The 16823-nt window shown below is 45.2% G+C and carries 17 protein-coding genes and 1 tRNA gene; 7 read left to right on the top strand and 11 right to left on the bottom strand.

What is annotated here, in order from left to right; all coding sequences use genetic code 11:
- Positions 1 to 532: 532 nt before the first annotated feature.
- The 6 genes from I1H34_RS04285 to I1H34_RS04310 all read right to left on the bottom strand — a co-directional run bounded on the left by I1H34_RS04285 (position 533) and on the right by I1H34_RS04310 (position 4268).
- Entirely contained in the window at positions 533 to 961 is a 429-nt protein-coding gene (locus I1H34_RS04285) for a GFA family protein (RefSeq protein ID WP_212664503.1), read from the bottom strand.
- Between the two features lie 74 nt (positions 962 to 1035).
- Positions 1036 to 2190 carry an LptF/LptG family permease gene (locus tag I1H34_RS04290; RefSeq protein ID WP_212664504.1) on the bottom strand — a complete coding sequence of 385 codons (1155 nt, stop codon included), beginning with the start codon at positions 2188 to 2190 and terminating at the stop codon, positions 1036 to 1038.
- 23 nt (positions 2191 to 2213) lie between these two features.
- Positions 2214 to 2942, bottom strand: a complete 729-nt coding sequence (gene lptB / locus I1H34_RS04295; RefSeq protein ID WP_212664505.1) for an LPS export ABC transporter ATP-binding protein — start codon at positions 2940 to 2942, stop codon at positions 2214 to 2216.
- Positions 2943 to 2986: 44 nt separating this feature from the next.
- Positions 2987 to 3397 (bottom strand): LptA/OstA family protein, encoded by a 411-nt coding sequence (locus I1H34_RS04300; protein WP_212664506.1) that lies wholly within the window; start codon positions 3395 to 3397, stop codon positions 2987 to 2989.
- 71 nt (positions 3398 to 3468) lie between these two features.
- Entirely contained in the window at positions 3469 to 3906 is a 438-nt protein-coding gene (locus I1H34_RS04305; protein WP_212664507.1) for a DUF309 domain-containing protein, read from the bottom strand.
- Positions 3906 to 4268 (bottom strand): ferredoxin-thioredoxin reductase catalytic domain-containing protein, encoded by a 363-nt coding sequence (locus I1H34_RS04310; protein WP_212664508.1) that lies wholly within the window; start codon positions 4266 to 4268, stop codon positions 3906 to 3908. The genes I1H34_RS04305 and I1H34_RS04310 overlap by 1 nt, the downstream gene beginning before the upstream one ends.
- 231 nt (positions 4269 to 4499) lie before the next feature.
- Here I1H34_RS04310 and I1H34_RS04315 point away from each other — a divergent pair, with 231 nt between their 5' ends.
- Together I1H34_RS04315 and I1H34_RS04320 are read left to right on the top strand one after the other, a co-directional pair.
- Positions 4500 to 5807: an FAD-dependent hydroxylase gene (locus tag I1H34_RS04315; protein WP_212664509.1), complete on the top strand. Its 1308-nt coding sequence runs from the start codon at positions 4500 to 4502 to the stop codon at positions 5805 to 5807.
- Positions 5808 to 5904: 97 nt separating this feature from the next.
- Complete coding sequence (locus I1H34_RS04320; RefSeq protein WP_212664510.1) at positions 5905 to 6795, top strand: universal stress protein; 891 nt, start codon at positions 5905 to 5907, stop codon at positions 6793 to 6795.
- Positions 6796 to 6813: 18 nt separating this feature from the next.
- Here I1H34_RS04320 and I1H34_RS04325 read toward each other — a convergent pair whose 3' ends face one another.
- Complete coding sequence (locus I1H34_RS04325; RefSeq protein ID WP_212664511.1) at positions 6814 to 8406, bottom strand: serine/threonine protein kinase; 1593 nt, start codon at positions 8404 to 8406, stop codon at positions 6814 to 6816.
- 912 nt (positions 8407 to 9318) lie between these two features.
- On the opposite strand from I1H34_RS04325, the gene I1H34_RS04330 reads away from it, so the two are divergent.
- Positions 9319 to 9699: a PadR family transcriptional regulator gene (locus I1H34_RS04330; protein ID WP_212664512.1), complete on the top strand. Its 381-nt coding sequence runs from the start codon at positions 9319 to 9321 to the stop codon at positions 9697 to 9699.
- Positions 9700 to 9826: 127 nt separating this feature from the next.
- On the opposite strand, the gene I1H34_RS04335 is transcribed toward I1H34_RS04330, so the two are convergent.
- Positions 9827 to 9914, bottom strand: a tRNA-Ser gene (locus I1H34_RS04335).
- Between the two features lie 168 nt (positions 9915 to 10082).
- Here I1H34_RS04335 and ruvX point away from each other — a divergent pair.
- The 3 genes from ruvX (at position 10083) to I1H34_RS04350 (ending at position 12825) form a co-directional block, all read left to right on the top strand.
- A complete protein-coding gene (gene ruvX / locus I1H34_RS04340; protein ID WP_249369791.1) occupies positions 10083 to 10556 on the top strand; it encodes a Holliday junction resolvase RuvX in 474 nt (157 codons plus the stop codon).
- A gap of 277 nt (positions 10557 to 10833) precedes the next feature.
- Complete coding sequence (locus I1H34_RS04345; protein ID WP_212664513.1) at positions 10834 to 11529, top strand: aldehyde oxygenase (deformylating); 696 nt, start codon at positions 10834 to 10836, stop codon at positions 11527 to 11529.
- Positions 11530 to 11799: 270 nt separating this feature from the next.
- Positions 11800 to 12825 (top strand): long-chain acyl-[acyl-carrier-protein] reductase, encoded by a 1026-nt coding sequence (locus I1H34_RS04350; RefSeq protein ID WP_212664514.1) that lies wholly within the window; start codon positions 11800 to 11802, stop codon positions 12823 to 12825.
- A 74-nt stretch (positions 12826 to 12899) separates the two neighbouring features.
- Here I1H34_RS04350 and I1H34_RS04355 read toward each other — a convergent pair whose 3' ends face one another.
- Together I1H34_RS04355 and I1H34_RS04360 are read right to left on the bottom strand one after the other, a co-directional pair.
- A complete protein-coding gene (locus I1H34_RS04355) occupies positions 12900 to 13964 on the bottom strand; it encodes an LptF/LptG family permease (protein WP_249369793.1) in 1065 nt (354 codons plus the stop codon).
- Positions 13965 to 14031: 67 nt separating this feature from the next.
- Positions 14032 to 15096: a hypothetical protein gene (locus tag I1H34_RS04360; RefSeq protein ID WP_212664516.1), complete on the bottom strand. Its 1065-nt coding sequence runs from the start codon at positions 15094 to 15096 to the stop codon at positions 14032 to 14034.
- Positions 15097 to 15345: 249 nt separating this feature from the next.
- Between I1H34_RS04360 and I1H34_RS04365 the strand changes: the two genes are divergently transcribed.
- Positions 15346 to 15876 (top strand): zinc ribbon domain-containing protein, encoded by a 531-nt coding sequence (locus tag I1H34_RS04365; protein ID WP_212664517.1) that lies wholly within the window; start codon positions 15346 to 15348, stop codon positions 15874 to 15876.
- Positions 15877 to 16178: 302 nt separating this feature from the next.
- Here the strand turns inward: I1H34_RS04365 and I1H34_RS04370 are convergent, their stop codons facing one another.
- Positions 16179 to 16811 carry a class I SAM-dependent methyltransferase gene (locus I1H34_RS04370; protein WP_212664518.1) on the bottom strand — a complete coding sequence of 211 codons (633 nt, stop codon included), beginning with the start codon at positions 16809 to 16811 and terminating at the stop codon, positions 16179 to 16181.
- Positions 16812 to 16823 lie beyond the last annotated feature (12 nt).

Here is a 16823-nt window from a genome sequence, read left to right on the forward strand (position 1 = left end):
GCTTATCTCTCTTGTAGATACTACTAATAAAGTAATGTTACTTAAGCCAGAAGAATCAGCCGCTTCTCCACCCAATTCCGACGTAGTCTGCATTATAATAGATCTCTTAAAATATTATGGTGACTGAGTTATAAGGTTATGGCATAAATTAAATCAGTTGCTAATCTCACCATAAAAACACCAGAAAATATATGATGTACGGTATAGATTAACTTACATTATGGCCAATATAAATCATCTAGTTTTCTGGTTGATTTATATGGGTAATTTGAATTTGATAAATACTCCCTGCTTACAGAACTCTCGATTAAAAATGATTGAAATCTTGAATCTCTATATGAAGTACAAATCTTTTGAATAAATGAGGTATTCAATCTGCCCTATAAGGAAAGAGGCTGTCAATATATTGACTTGGGCAAATGCTGAGGCAGAGTTAGAGGATTGTGTGGATTATGTCCAGGGTAACCATTCCTTCTACTCAATAAAGAAATTGCAGACTTTTCTTGATAACAAGTGAAGTATTGAAGAAAACTTATTCTTCAGAACTCGCAAACTGAGCAAAGAGTTGAGCTCCTGTCATGTCATGGGTTTTATTAGCAAAGCTGTAGAAGTCAGGTTTCTCCTCAATAAAAACTTGATGATCAAACAGAAATTCTTCGCTGTTAGTAAACAGCCCCACAGGGATAAAATGCTGCTGTGTTTCTTTTAAGCGGTAAAACAGGTGCGTGCCGCAGGTCTGGCAAAATCCTCGTTCAGCCCAATCAGAAGAATTAAAGATCGAAATTTTCTCTTGGTTTTCAAACATCACTTCTGTACCACACTCAGTTGCAAAAAACGGTCCTCCAGACCATTGACGACAGGTTGAACAATGGCAAGCACCCACGTTGGGATTCACCGCCTTAGCAACCACATGAACTGCTCCACAGAGGCAACTTCCTTGTGCTTCTAGCAAATTTGACATCAAAGGCTCCCATGTAAATATTCAGGCATTATAGGGGGTGTTTTATTTCCTGTGAATTCTAAATTTAAGCAAGCTTATCTTTTTTGTTGCCACCGCAGAGTTTTTCCTGGTCTCAGCAGTAAAACTACCCCAATGAATCCAGTCATAATATTGGGTAACCAAGCCCCAAGCCACGGCGAAATGATGCCTAATTGGCCCCAGGCATCGGCGATGAAAATTAGGATATATTGCCCCAACACCACAATCAGACTCATACCAAAGCCATTGCTAACGGCCAACCGACGCTGACTGATGCCTAAAGAACTTCCTACCAATCCAAAGACGATCACTGTAAATGGGAGCGAAACTTTGCGATGAATTTGGATCGCTAAGGCCCTGACTTGAGTTGGATTACCTGTTTGTCGGAGTTTGGCTAGCAGCTGTTTTGACTGGGCGAGGGTCACCCCATTGGGGTTGATGTCATGATCAGCAAAAGACAATGGAGGCGGCAGTTGTAGTTCCTGTTTTGAAAACTCAATAATATGTTTCTCAGCTCCATCAGTCCCGACGGCATAAATGGAGCCATCCTCAAAAGTCCAGAGATTTTGTTCTGCATTCCAGGTCGCTGATTTAGCAACTAAGATCTGCTGATGGTTGGGCAACGTCCAATCGATAACGGTTATTCCAGACAAGGTTTTTTCCTGGGCCGTTTGAGCATAAAAGAGGCGGCGCAGTTTTTGATTGGGACCGATATCTTGATAAACGATATGGCGGTCCTGGAGTGAAAATTGCCCTGCTTGCAAGGTTTGAAGAAGTAGATGTTGTGAGTGAGCTTGACTCATGGGAACAACGCTTTCTGTTAGTCCCAACATCAATAGACAGGCCAATAGTGAAAAACCAAGACAAGAGCCAATCAATCGATTTAAGTCCATCCCTGTGGATTGGAGTGCCATTAGCTCACCATCGCCCTGCAACCGGGATAAGGTCAGCAAACAGGCTAATAGTACTGACATGGGAATGGCGAGGCTGACAAAGTAAGGTAGCTGTAGGGCGAGGATCGATAGTGCGATCGCAAGGGGTAACCGCGCTTCTGAAACCTGACGCAATAAGTCAAACAAAACGGCAGCCGACACACCAATGGACGAAAAAGCTCCCATCCCCCACAAAAAAGGCGGCAACAATTGTCGAAACAGATAGCGATCGATCAAAGCCAATCGTTGCCGCCCTAAAACCCTGCTTACTCTAGACATCAGCTATGAGTCCAGAGTGATGATCAACGCTGAAACTGATCTCCCAAGTAATACTGACGAACATGGGGATCATCATAAAGCTCTGTAGGTGTCCCCGCAGCCAAGATACTCCCTTCCCTTAAGATATAGGCCCGATGCGTGATCGCCAGGGTTTCGCGGACATTATGGTCTGTGATTAAGATACCTAAGTTGCGATCGCACAATCGAGCAATCATAGTTTGCATCGCCGCGACAGCGATGGGATCGATCCCTGCAAAGGGTTCATCCAAAAGGAGAAATCGAGGCCCATCTTTACCCATCGCTAATACCCGTGCCAATTCAGTCCGGCGTCGCTCACCTCCAGACACTTGCATGCCCAGAGTATCGGCCACATGATCAAGCTGAAATTCTGTGAGTAAATGGGTTAACCGAGTAGACCATTGTTTGCGGGGCACCCCCGACTGTTCCATCACCATCAATAAATTATCTCGGACACTCAGATGCCGAAAAATACTTGGTTCCTGGGCCAGGTAGCCGATTCCTAGCCGGGCTCGCTGATGTAACGGTAATGCCGTGATCTCTTGACTGCCCAACCAAACGGTTCCCTGGGTCGGTCGTTCTAATCCCACCGCAATATAAAAGGTGGTGGTTTTTCCAGCTCCATTGGGCCCCAATAGTCCCACAATCTCACCTTGACCTGTAGACAGCGAGACCTTCTGCAATACGCTACGGCGGCGATAAGATTTGCTAATAGATTGTAGGAGAATACGCAAGCGGCCTCCTCTCAGATCTTCAGAAAAGTCCTCAGATGCTCAGGCTACTTAGATATATTCACCTTAGTCTCCACCGCCTCAGAGGGATCAGACTCAGCCTCAAATCGGCCTTCATCAATCACATAGGTAATCTTATCCGCTTGGATATTATTGCCTTTATGCTCGATGAGCACATCTCCTTCCATCAGAATGCGGCGTTCTCGGCTAAAGTACTGAGCCTTAGCAGCAGTCGCTTTCAACTTATGTTGAGGATAAATAATTTGAACATTACCTGCTGCTGTCACAACACCGGTTTTAGCATTGGCTTTTTGAACATCCGCCCGCAGGGTCAAAGATCGGCGCTGATCTTGGGCTTGGATCGGATTAAAGAAAATCGCCCCTAGCCCTAAGAGGATGATGCATACTAGATTGACTCTGAGTCTAAAAATGGGCGCTCGCATTTGAAAATTGCTCATCGGTTACCTGTTTAAAGCTCGATGGTTCTTTTTTCTAGTCATTCAGCCACTCTAGTTATCTGTATTTGGCTTTATTCTACCGTGGTGATTTTGGGTAATAAAGCTAAATGAGTAATAAGGCTAGCATCTTGGGGGGCAGACTCAGACTGCTGATGAGCCGGTAAAACGAGTTGACTGAATATCGCCACTTGCTCCGGTCCATGTTGCTGCAAGCATTCTAATAGGTTTGCACTGACATCAACAAATGTTCCAATATCTAGTCTTGCAAACTCTGGCTCATAGGATTGCAGGCGACCGATACCTTCACCTAAGAGGATGACGGCACCTTGCCAGTTTTTGTTGCCAAGATGATAACAAGCTACTGAAACTTGTAAAAAACCTTGGTAAAGGCTTTTGGGTGGATCAGTCGCTTCCATCCATAAGGCCTCAAGCGTGTCGTGACACGCATAATATTGGCCTTGATTAAATTCTTCAACCCCTTGCCAAAAAGCGGGAGGCAGATCTTCCATTAAAACTTGTCTGTCTCAGCTCGGATTTGTTCAGCAGTGATGGCTTGCTGATCCCCAGAAAAGGGATTATCAGAGGTCAAGAACAACATACAGTGACATTCTTTACGCTCCCGCATGGGTACACAGGGACAATTCCAATAGGCCGCTGCCACTTCCGCTTCTTTATCTTCGTAATAGCGACAAGGGCACAAAGGAGAACCCAAATCATCCTTATGCTTGGCTAGACCTTCAATGACAACAGCCGTTGTTCCAAGATCTGAGCAAAAGTAAGTTCCAGTGCGCTGAGCATAGGTTTCAGAGAACTTTCTCATCGCCTCCAGGCTTTTTTCCGTAGCTTGTTGGGCACCGCTAGCTTGTGTCATAGGATCCTTGAGGTCAAAAACTTGGGGACAGAATATTGGCTTCTTTTGGTTTAAAGCCTACCATTATTGGCTTGTGTTTATGGACTGCAATATTTCCGAGTAGAAAAATTCCAAAAAGACACCTCACTTTACTGTTGCAGCTTTGTGATCGCTCGATCCTAGCGGTCTCCAGTTGCCTACTGTTCAAAAAACAGGCAACAATGAAAGAAGTATTACGATCCTTCACATTCCATGGCTTCAGCCCAACACACCACGAAAAATACTGCTGTCGCGGAAGTTAATGCCCCGTCCCACACCAGCTTCGACTATGACATCGCTATTGTTGGGGGCGGAATTGTTGGCGCAACTCTCGCTGCGGCCCTTAAAGATACAGACCTGCGGGTGGTCGTGATTGAAGCGCAACCCCACTCGGTGGCTATTGCTAAAGGCCAAGCCTATGCGATTCACCTAAGTTCTAGCCGAATTTATCAAGGAATTGGTGTTTGGGAGGCCATTGCTCCCCAAGTCGAATATTTTTCCCAGGTTCATCTATCAGACGGCAATTGTCCCAGTGTTGTTAAATTCAAGCCGAGAGATTTAGGGACGTCTATCTTAGGCTATGTTGCAGAACATCGCGTTTTACTTAAAGAGCTACTGCAGTTTCTGGAAACTTGTGAGCATGTCGACTGGTGCTGTCCTGCTCAAGTAATAGCTACTCATTACCATGCCCATGGGGTGGAGGTTCAATTGGCACCCAGTTCCTGCGAAGCAGAAGAGGCCCATCGCCCTAATGCTGAGTCATTGCCCCAGACTTTGAACGTCAGAATGCTGGTGGCGGCAGATGGGTCGCGATCTCAAGTTCGTCAACAAGCCGGTATCACCACTCAAGGCTGGGATTATTGGCAATCCTGTCTAGTGGCAACCATTGCTCCCGAGAAATTCCATAACCATATCGCCTATGAGCGATTTTGGCCCAGTGGTCCTTTTGCCATTTTGCCGATTGCGAACCGTCAATGTCGCATTGTGTGGACTGCTCCCCATGCTCAAGCCCAAGCTTTATTGGAGCTAGAAGAAGACCAATTTCTAGACTTGCTTCAACAACGATACGGCTCGCAAATGGGCAAACTCTCTCTGGTTGGGCGCCGCTTCCTCTTTCCAGCGAAATGGATGCATTCCACACAATATATGGGTCATCGTCTCGCTCTGGTCGGTGATGCTGCCCATACCTGCCATCCGGTGGGAGGACAAGGTCTAAATCTGGGCATTCGGGATGCGGCAGCCTTAGCCCAAGTTCTGCATACTGCCCATCAGGCTGGTCAAGATATTGGCAATGTCCAGGTATTGCGTCAATATCAGCAGTGGCGGCGTCGCCAAAATTGGCTAGCGTTGGGCTTTACCGATATTCTGAACCGAGTATTTTCCAATCGGTGGTTTTTAGTCGTTCAAGGACGGCGATTGGGGTTGCGTACACTGCAATGGATTACTCCTCTGCGGATCCTAGCTCTTCGCTTTATGGCCGGACTGAGTGGCCGCTTGCCTAACCTAGGGCAGCCTAAGTAGACTCACTAGTAATGATCAAGATTCTCAAGCGACCCAGAAGAAATTACTGCAAGGCACCATAATAGAGTCAATTATTCGGCGTTCAGGGATGTGATCTATGTTCCATCGACTTCTCATTACCACCGATTTTACCGATGGCCTTCATCGTCTCGTTAAGTTTATTCCTGAACTCGCGCAAGCTGGGTTGCAACAAATTGTCTTTTTACACTGTGTGCCCTTCGAAGACGATCGAAATATTCCCAAAATTGACGAAGAAAAATTGGCGATGGCTCAGGCCAAACTCTCTCCCGCATTGGAACATTGCCCTGACAATATTGAAGTCCAAATCGAATTGCCCACCTGCTCATCCTCAGCTGGAGCGAGGGCCAAAGCTATCTTGGCTGCCGTAGAAAAGTATCAATCAGAGTTGGTCATGGTAGGGACCTCGATTCATAGCCTCCTGAATGAGAAATTGTTTGGCAGTACCACCAGTGAATTAGCCCCCAAAACTGCTGTTCCTCTGTTGATCCTGCGACCACAGTTAGTGTCTGCCTATACGGAAGAAGAAATGGCGCTGCGCTGTCAGCATTTGTTGCGATACTTACTTATCCCTTTTGATGGCAGCCAATCTGCTCAACATGTGGTGGACTATGTCGCAGCCAAAGCAGAAAATCGGCCGCCTCAGTCTTTGGACGCCTGCATGCTGTGTTGGGTTTTGGAGAAATCAGGGCGTAAAGAAGTCTCCCTACTCCCGAAAGCCAAGGATTGCACTAAATCCTTACAGGCACTACAACAGCGGCTTGAGGATCTGAAGTTACAGGTGAATATTGATGTGCGTCAGGGAAATGCGATCGCAGAAATTCAAACCGTTGCTTTAGACTTCGATATCAGCGCTATTGTCGTTTCTTCCAAGCACTTTGGTCGACTCTGGGAGTTGTCAATTCCCAGCTTCGCTGGAGAGATGGTACGCCGAAGCTGGCACCCAATTTTATTTGTGCCGCCGGCTTAAGGCTATCTTGACCCAGACCTACGTTTGAAATTTTTGTCCTTGCGCATTTTCGAGCTTAATTAAAATATTGGGCTTGATTTTTTCCAACTCAGCTTTCAGCATTTGCTTACTGGTCATTGCCGAACCCGGTACAACAGCCCCTCGACTGAGCCGCATCCAATCTTGAAAGATCTGTTTCTGATAAGGGGCAATCGGTACAGTACAAACGTTTGCAGGTTGTTCAGGATCCTCACGAGAGAAGAAAATGAGTGGATAATATCCCACCTGACTGAGCAATTGCACTGCTTTTTCGCCGCGAGCATCTTTCAAATCTAGATAGCAAGGCAACCACTTTGGCCCTGACATCGGATCATAAATCGTCGTAATCCACAGCACCATGGGATGCGGATGAATTGTACATAAAAACTGGTTATAGCGGGTATTCAGCAGCCGCTGGCTAACTTCAGATCGCGGCAACATCACCCATAAGGCCACCGCTTCTTCCTTTTCAGTTTGCAATAACTGTGGAAATACAATATCTGCAATGGGCTTATTTTTGGGCCAAGAGACATTCCAGCCTGCATCCTCAATAGACCAAAATCGTTGCTGAGGATTAGGAATAGAGGGAACGCGGGCCGTTCCGAGGGTTCGGCGTCGATCCGATACGGTGTTTTGATGGGCCTTTTTATCGACGATGACTGGCTCATCAATTTCGACTTTGCCTCCGTCCAAGCCTTGCTCTATTAAGGTTTGGATGACCGCCAGGATATCAGCCATGGTCTGGGGACGAGTGTCAGGAGACTTCGCCATACAAGACATAATCAAGTCATTCAGAGAGGCAGGGATTTGTAATCCGGGGGCGACTTGAGTGAAGGTTTTAGGCACTTGAGCGCGATGGGCATGATACCAACTGCCAATCGAATTAGTTTCGGCCTGAATCGGAATATGTCCTGTGAGCACCTCAAACATAGTGATGCCAAGACTATATATATCGGAGCGATTATCTAAATCCTTGCCGGCAATCTGTTCAGGAGAACAGTAAGCCAATGTCCCCATAAACGAGCCTGTTTGATTGGATTCAGTAGTATCTGATAAGAATTGAGCAATGCCAAAATCTAAAACCTTAGCCAAGGTTCCTAAACTGGGATCAGAAATCACAAAGGCATTACTAGGCTTAATATCGCGATGAATGACTTGACAGTGTTTGCCATCAATTTTTATACCTTGGTGTGCACATTCTAATCCCAGACACATATGCCGCATTAACCGTAAAAATTGGTTAATCCCTAAAGGCTGAGCTGCAATAACATCACTTAAATTTTTCCCTTCCATATACTCCATGACATAGAAGGGGGCTTCATTCCGATGTACACCGTAATCTAAAACACGGACGATATGGAGACTGCGTTGCCCCAGTTGTGCCCCAGTTCGAGCTTCATGGGCAAACCGCATTTTCATTTTTTCGCTCAGTAACGTTTGAGCAAGAAATTTAACGGCGACTGTGACACCACCCAAGAGCTGATCTTCTGCCCGATAAACCTTTCCCATCGAGCCTTGACCAATGAGCTCTGCTAACCGATATCGGTTGATCAGAACTTGGCCGAGGTTTGGATCAGTGTTGTCGTCAATCATTTTATGATTGTTCTCCCACGCACCGAGCGAATTGACTCCAAAACAAGGTAATGATTGTCCTCATGTTGTGCGTTCTTCTCAACGGTATGCTATCAACAAGTGTCATCACTCAACAGTTTTCCCAGAAGGTTCAGAATTTGAACAGTTTCTGCAACACTTGATAATCCTCAATAGAATATTCTCTACAATACTGTTGGCTTTCCCCAGGAAAACTCAAGCATAACTGTGTAGACTGAATATTGAAGTACATCAATCTTAACTTATATTTTTCCAGCCTCTTCATCCCCCATAAGTTTTCATCAAACAGGGACAGAGAGATGAATTAGCGGAATGAATGCTATCGTTTTTTACAATCTGAACTATAAAATTCAGATAAATTCAATTTTAAGAAACAAAATTGGGAATTATAATCTCTAGTGTTAGCTCGAATGTAATAGTAACTTCAGCCTAGCTATGTGAATACTGTCTATCGTTAGGTCACTACTCAGGATACCAACGTTATAGATAAAGCTATGTTGTGCTGATGCACTGAACAATTGATCTAAATATCGAGTTCATTAGGTAAACCGGGGGGGTTATCTTCAAATCATTATTTTTTAAAACAAATATCACCAGTATTGGGCGTTTTAGAGTTGCAAAGTTCTGAAGCACAGCTTTAGCCTGCTCTTATTTTGACTCCCGAAGCTGGTGCGGAACTTACGAATTCGTAACGCTTTTAGGGCTGTCATTCTTGGAGAGCAGTAACTTCTGTGCTCTTAGTGTTTGTCGTCTATAGGGCAAAGACACGGGGGCGTATGAAGGGCTAATGGCGTCTTCCGAGCAACTTCTCTAGACAGGCTCATGGAACATGACGATTAACCATCGTCATTAGTTTCCGCATCATTATTCACCTTATTTACGAAGTGACAGCACATGAAATTCCAAGATATTTATCGATATTTTCAAGAACCACCACCTATTTATCTCAGTAAAGAAGTAGCCGTTTGCTACGTATTATCCGTGCTGATTGACCATGGTGACTCCTATGGAACAGCCTTGATCCAGCTCGTAGAGAATAACCATCCGTTGTATCGTTTGTCAGATACGGTACTGTATAGTGCCCTCAAATTCTTAGAAGATGAAGGTGTAATCAGAGGTTATTGGCAAAAAGTTGAAGGCCGCGGACGCCCACGTCGCATGTATGAAGTAGCTACAGAAAAGTCTGATGAAGCCAGGAAACTGGGGCGCTTGTGGCATAAGTTCCTCGGTGAAGAGCAGCTAGTCTCAGGGATTCAGCAGCTTCAATCTGGTTGAGTATTATTGGATCCAAGTGATACTAATCGGCATTAGACCACAATCTAATGCCGATTTTCTGTGAGTAGTTGCGCTGAGGTGGTTTTGTATACCTCAATCTCAACGATTACAACTATTTTTATTAAAACGGAGAGGAGAGGATTCGAACCTCCGGAACCCTTACGGGCTCATCTGATTTCAAGTCAGACGCAATCGACCAACTCTGCCACCTCTCCTAGTCTATGTTGTTTGGATAGACATCAAAGTCCACTGTACATCTTAACCTAAGCTGCTCTGGATCTTTGGTGTCTATGACAGATTTTGTGAAGCGCTCAATTCATTCACGTCTGTCATAGCAATTGGCACTAAAGTTAGACAACAAAAGATCGTCAAAACATAACGGAATGATAGACGATATATCTCCGACCTCTGAACCCACAATCATCGTAGATTCGTCCATGATTCTGGGATTTGATCCAGGACGACAAAAATGTGGATTGGCCGTCATGGGGGGAGACCAGACTATTCACTGGCATCAGGTTGTGGCAGCTTCTCAAGTAATTGATTCTATTAATACTTTGCGCCAAACCTATCCAATCTCCTTATTAGTAATGGGGAATCAGACCACTTCAAAAGAATGGCTGCACGTTCTGGTCGAAAAATATGCACTTAATCTTGACATTATTCAGGTCGATGAACGCTATAGCACCTTAGAAGCCCGAGGCAAATATTGGCAGCTTTACCCGCCTCAAGGCATCCATCGTCTCATTCCCCAAAGTTTACGCAAGATTAATCATCCTATCGATGACATTGTGGCCATTATCTTAATTGAGAGGTATCTAGCAAAGCCTAAAGATACTGATGGTTCACAGGTATAAGGAATACCTTGGGGAAGGATTTTGCCATTTTAGTTCCCCCTTTATCTTGACGAGTCATCCATAATCCTTAGAAGGTAGACTGCCAATGACTTACCTTCTTTTACTGATTAAATTCTGAGCAAATTTACTTAGGATTAGTATAATCAGGATGACAGCATGAGACTTTTGCTCCTTGAAGTAGACTGAAAAAGATTAGAACTATATTTTTTAGAATTAGACTTTAAGGTCACGTTGTTGACGCAGTATAAACAGGAATGTATCAGGAGATTAGTTAGATATGCCCCAAACTCAGGCTATTTCAGAAATTGACTTCTATAGTGACACCTACAAAGATGCTTACAGTCGGATTGACGGTATTGTGATCGAAGGTGAGCAAGAAGCTCATGAAAACTATATTCGTCTTGGCGAAATGCTGCCTGATCACCAAGACGACTTTATCCGCCTGTCCAAGATGGAAGCTCGTCACAAAAAAGGGTTTGAAGCCTGTGGTCGCAACTTAGAAGTGACCTGCGATCTAAACTTTGCTCGCAGTTTCTTTTCCGACTTACATAAGAATTTCCAAGAGGCTGCGGCTGAGGATAAAGTTCCAACTTGCTTAGTGATCCAGTCTTTGATTATTGAGTGCTTTGCGATCGCAGCCTACAACATCTATATCCCCGTCGCCGATGACTTTGCCCGCAAGATTACAGAATCTGTGGTCAAAGATGAGTATCAGCACCTCAATTACGGTGAAGAGTGGCTCAAGGCCCACTTCGACGACGTGAAAGCAGAAATCCAAGAAGCCAATCGCAAAAATCTTCCCATCGTTTGGAGAATGTTGAACGAAGTGGACAAAGATGCAGCTGTCTTAGGAATGGAAAAAGAAGCCCTAGTTGAAGACTTCATGATCCAATACGGTGAAGCCCTCAGCAATATTGGGTTCTCTACTGGAGAAATTATGCGAATGTCCGCATACGGTCTTGTGGCTGCATAAACATCGCATCACTGATTTATGGCATGCTGCGCCATGCCATTCTCTAAATCTAAAAGAGTCAGGCTTTCTAGTCTGGCTTTTTCTATTGCAGGGGTAGCAGCTATCCCGTCTTGGCTAACTTCACGCCATGTCCATCACTTTTTCTGGTTCGAAATAACGGTTTGCTGTAATATTAAGTAACATTGTTGTGTACTATTGCAACAGTCTTTTATTTACACATTCGCAGTAAGCCTGTTTGAAACAGCAATGCTTGCTCCTTTCTAAAAATATATGTTTGGTCTAATTGGTCATCTAACCAGCTTGCAGCATGCTCAATCCGTTGCCCGAGAATTAGGATATCCAGAGTACGCTGATCAAGGCTTAGATTTTTGGTGTATGGCCCCACCTCAAATCGTTGATGACATTACGGTTACAAGTATTACGGGGCAAACCATTTACGGCAAATATGTCGAATCTTGTTTCCTACCTGAGATGCTGGCTTCCCAGAGAATCAAGGCGGCGACTCGTAAAATTGTTAATGCCATGGCCCATGCTCAGAAGAATGGGATTAATATCACTGCTTTGGGTGGTTTCTCTTCCATTATTTTTGAGAATTTCAATTTACAGCGCATTACCCGCATTCGGAATATTCAACTAGATTTACAACGCTTCACGACCGGTAATACCCATACGGCCTACATTATCTGCCGCCAAGTTGAGCAAGGAGCCCAACAACTAGGGATTGACCTGAATAAGGCAACTGTCGCTATTTGTGGTGCCACGGGCGATATTGGTAGTGCTGTATGTCGCTGGCTAGATGCTCGTACAGACACAGCTGAATTACTCTTGGTTGCCCGCCATCAGGGCCGTCTGGAAACCTTGCAGTCTGAGCTGGGTCGAGGCAAAATCATGTCGATTGAAGAAGCCTTACCCCAAGCAGATATCGTTGTGTGGGTTGCTAGTATGCCAAAAGGCATCGAGATTGATGCTGACAATTTGAAGCATCCTTGTCTCATGATTGATGGTGGCTATCCGAAAAATTTAGGCACAAAAGTTCAGCATCCTGACGTTCATATCCTCAACGGTGGTATTGTCGAACATTCTTTGGATATTGATTGGAAGATCATGCATATTGTCAACATGAATATTCCTAATCGTCAGTTGTTTGCCTGTTTTGCGGAATCCATGCTCCTAGAATTTGAGCAGCTACACACTAATTTTTCTTGGGGACGCAACGAAATTACGGTTGCAAAGATGGAAAAAATTGGTGAAATATCTCTCAAACATGGCTTTAAACCTCTATCACTCGCTATCTAAGCCAGTGGTAGAAATAGATGTTTGGTTGACCCAAGATCTGTGAGACTAATCAGGGCAAAGGATATTGGCTTTACTCAGTAACTCGCTGAACGGATATTGCTGTTGTGAAGTAAGGTGCTGCCTAGGGTGATTAAAACCACGATCGGCAGCCAGCCAGCTATGCTTGCTAACCAGAGGCCTGTATCTCCTAAGGTTTGGCAGATAAACGAGAAGGTATAGTAAACAAAAATCAACAGGCTACTTAACCCAAAGCCCAGTGAACCTTGCTTTGAGGTTGACTGGCAGCCTAGTGCTGATCCTATAAGCGTAAATCCCACTCCGATCCAGGGAAAAGCCATCAGTGAATGCCAGCGCACTTGCAGGTGTTGCATCGTTTGTAAATTTCCTGACTGTTGTACATGTCGCATCAGAACCGCGGTTTCGTGCAGGTTGATGGGGTTGCTTGTGATCTCGGCTAATTCCTGCGGACTGATCCTTTGAAAAGGCTGCTGCTTAAAGGAAACAACGTGTTGGTACAACCCCGAAATCGGATCGATTGTATATCGAGTCCCCTGGGATAATGTCCACTGTTGTTGAGCGGTGTTCCAGGTGGCTTGCTGGGCTAGCCAGATGTGATGTAAGTGACGATCTTGAAACTGCAAAATAGTCAGTTGATGGAGTGCCTCACCATCAAAAGTGCGGGCATAGAACAGCTGGATTAATCGCTGATGCCGATAGGTTTTATGAACAATATTTTGGCTAGGAATCGCTGCAATCTGACTCGCGGGGTGCTGGGCCAGCAACCGATTGACTGCTGCAGTAGCCGGAGGAACGATCCACTCATTAAGGGTGAGGGTAGAAACAGCCACAATCAGGCTAAAACAAATGACTGGCCGTACAATGCGATATACACTTGTCCCACAAGCTTTAAGAGCCATTAGCTCATTCCTTTGGGCTAATTGGCTATAGGTAAGCAAAGGGGCCAGAAGCATGGACATCGGTAAAGCCAGCACCATAAAGCGAGGGAGCTGTAATACCAACACTTGTAATGCATCAGCACTCGATAAGGTTCCTTCTGTTAATCGCCGCAGGACATCAAACAGAGCGCCAATACTAAAGCTAATGGCTGTAAATGCACCAAAGGCAAAGACCCAAGGCATCCAGAAAGCTTGCAGAATAAAGATATCTAAACGAGAGATCCAGAATCTTCTGAGTCTCCTAAACAGCTTATTCTGAGCCAGAGGCATGGGGTTCGGATAAGACCTGGATACTAATCGTCTCAGAAGGCTTAGAGCCAGATGCACCTAGTTCCACTTCTAGAACATCGCCATAGAGACGCTCTAATGCCTGTAATAGGGATTGTAGATGGGGAGTACTGGCTCCAGATGCATTATGTAGTTTGTCCGTTAAGCGACGCAGTCGTCGCCAGGTGGTATAAAGCTTAGCTACCATATGTTCTAGTTGCGAGGCCTGGTTGACTAAGTCAGCTGTGATATTGAGGCAGCCTAGCCGCAGTGCTTCCTCTAGGCTGGATTCTAAATCAATAGATTGCTCGGTGAGGGCTTGGACATTGCCAAAAGCCTCTAAATATTTTGCTAATTGTTTGGCTTCTGCAGTGGCTTGTTTGAGGGTATCTAGATCAGGGCTAGCGGCAAGCTCAGATTGAATTGTATTCTGATGGGCTTCCGGTAATTTCTCTAGTTCCTTGACGAGGGGAGCTACATGGCGAATGGGAATAGTTTGGTTGGCCGCCTTGGTTTTAATTTCAGCAGGAACCAAATCTGAGGTCATTGTTGTCCACTCATCCGAGAGCTGTTGAACTTCTCGAGTGGTGATCCGCTCCCCCTGGCGGGCTGTTTCACTGACTAATTCTTGAATTTCGGGAGCAGACTGGGCTGTTTTAACGAAGGCTCGCTTACTAAAATTATTGATGGAGTCAGGTTCTAAGTGTCCGGCCTCTAAAAGTGTATCAGCACTATTGGCGAGTTCTATCCAGCTATAGGCTTGACTCTTGCTAACTTCGTTGTCTTGTAACCAGTTGAGGAAGCCACTGCCTCGACCTTCGCCCGTATTTTTTTCGCGATCGCGAATGGCGCACAAAACTCGCCCCCGCCAAATATCCGTCTGTAAGTCGAAGCGATCACAGACCTCCCATGCAGCACCAACTTGTTGTTGAAACTCAAATTCAGAGATTTCTTCATCTTCTGGATCAGGGACTTTTAAGGTAAATTCTCCACCACTGATCTGTCCAGATGTATCTTGCTCATCCTCTGATTTAGAGTGTTTGACCATAACCACCGTTACCTCGTTGCCGACCTATTATGCCATGGGTTATTCCAACGAAAGAGAAGAAATTTTTTCAGATGATCAGGCAAAAGATAGTGTGCATAGTTCTGAATGTTAGTTCAGGACCTCATGAGTGTCGTCTCTCTATCTTGGCTTGTGTTAAGAACCCCATAGAAGAATCACAGTACAGTACCAATCCTTCACAATAGAGATAACACCAGTGAAAATTTCAATCTAAATAAGGAGCCATGCAGTATGGCATATGTCGGTGAATTAGGGACGGGCTCCACTATTTATCTCGAGAATCAAGACAGTCAGACCATTATTACGGCTATTGCAGCCTCACCTGGCCAACAACAACAAACTAGCCACAGCTTTTCTACTGGGCATTGGACCACCTCTCCAGAACTCTTTCGAAGTCTTCAAGGGCATATTATCCGGCTAGAGACGGCGCAGGGAAATTATGTTCTGTTAGTGCAAAATCATCAAATCCGGCCGATTGAGGCAATGCCCCCTCGGCATACGCTCGCAAGTATTCCACTGCAGCAGATTGTACATCCCCCCACATCTCCTATACCTCCCATGCCACCGTTACAACCGCTAACGATGGGTAATATGGTCATGAGTATGCAGCCGATGCAAATGCGTATGGGCAATATGCACCTCAGCATGAGAACAACAGCAACCGCTACCCAAACAACGCAAAATAATTTTTGTAGTCAATGTGGAACGGCCGTGTCCGCGCAAGACAAATTCTGTGCAAACTGTGGTCATCGCCTTCACTAAAATAGTCTAAATATTTTCCAATTAGAGCCAACTTAGAGTTCGTTAGATCGTGGACTCTGGGTCGCTCATGCCATTTTGACAATGACAGGGAGAGCGTCCTTACAATTCCCCATCCTTGCCTCAGAAGATCACCCCTGGAAGAGAGCCGTCTGATCTAGGACTAGTTCTACCCATGTCATTGACACCAGAGTGCATCTTCACTCCAAAGCCAGTCGCTCGGGTCTCTTGATAATTCTGGTATTGGATACAGCCTGCATTCCACTTTTAAAGAGATACCAACACTAGCTGTATCCAAATTGAATTTAAGTAGACAGACTGGATTTTTGAATAACTGAGAGTAACACAGGGCCTAACAACGAATGATGAGCAGTACAAGTTAGACCAGCATTCATTGCTAGCGTTTCACGTTGCTGAGGACTATAAAAATGCATAGGACCACCCAATCCAGCAATATTTTGCTGTGTGCCTACTCCAAAAAAGGCTGTGTAATCTACCAAATAGAACTGACCTCCAGGCTTTAGCACACGACCCATTTCCATAAATACCTGTTGTGGATTGGGATAATGCAAAAAACTGATGGTGCTGAACGCTGCATGAAACTGATTATCCGCAAAGGGCATTGCCTCACTTGCCCCTTGGATAAAAATCAAGCGCGGACGATGGCAGTTACCCTGACGGGCTTGCCGCAGCATTTCTGGGGATAAATCCAGTCCCGTTCCCTGCAACTGTGAATATTGAGAGGCTAAACGATTGAGGAGCTTACCTGTTCCACAACCCATATCCAAAGCAGCAGTGGGTAAATCGTTCGGTAAGTTTACATAGCTCAACAGACGTTGGTGGACTGCTTGGTAAAACACCGTGGTGAACAACCAATCGTAATTGGGAGCCCATTGATCGAAAACTCGGGTTTTGGCAGCTAGAACATTAGCAGTCATTGTGAGATTAGG

The organism is Acaryochloris marina S15 (genome assembly GCF_018336915.1).
In the GTDB taxonomy this organism is placed as follows: Bacteria; Cyanobacteriota; Cyanobacteriia; order Thermosynechococcales; family Thermosynechococcaceae; genus Acaryochloris; species Acaryochloris marina_A.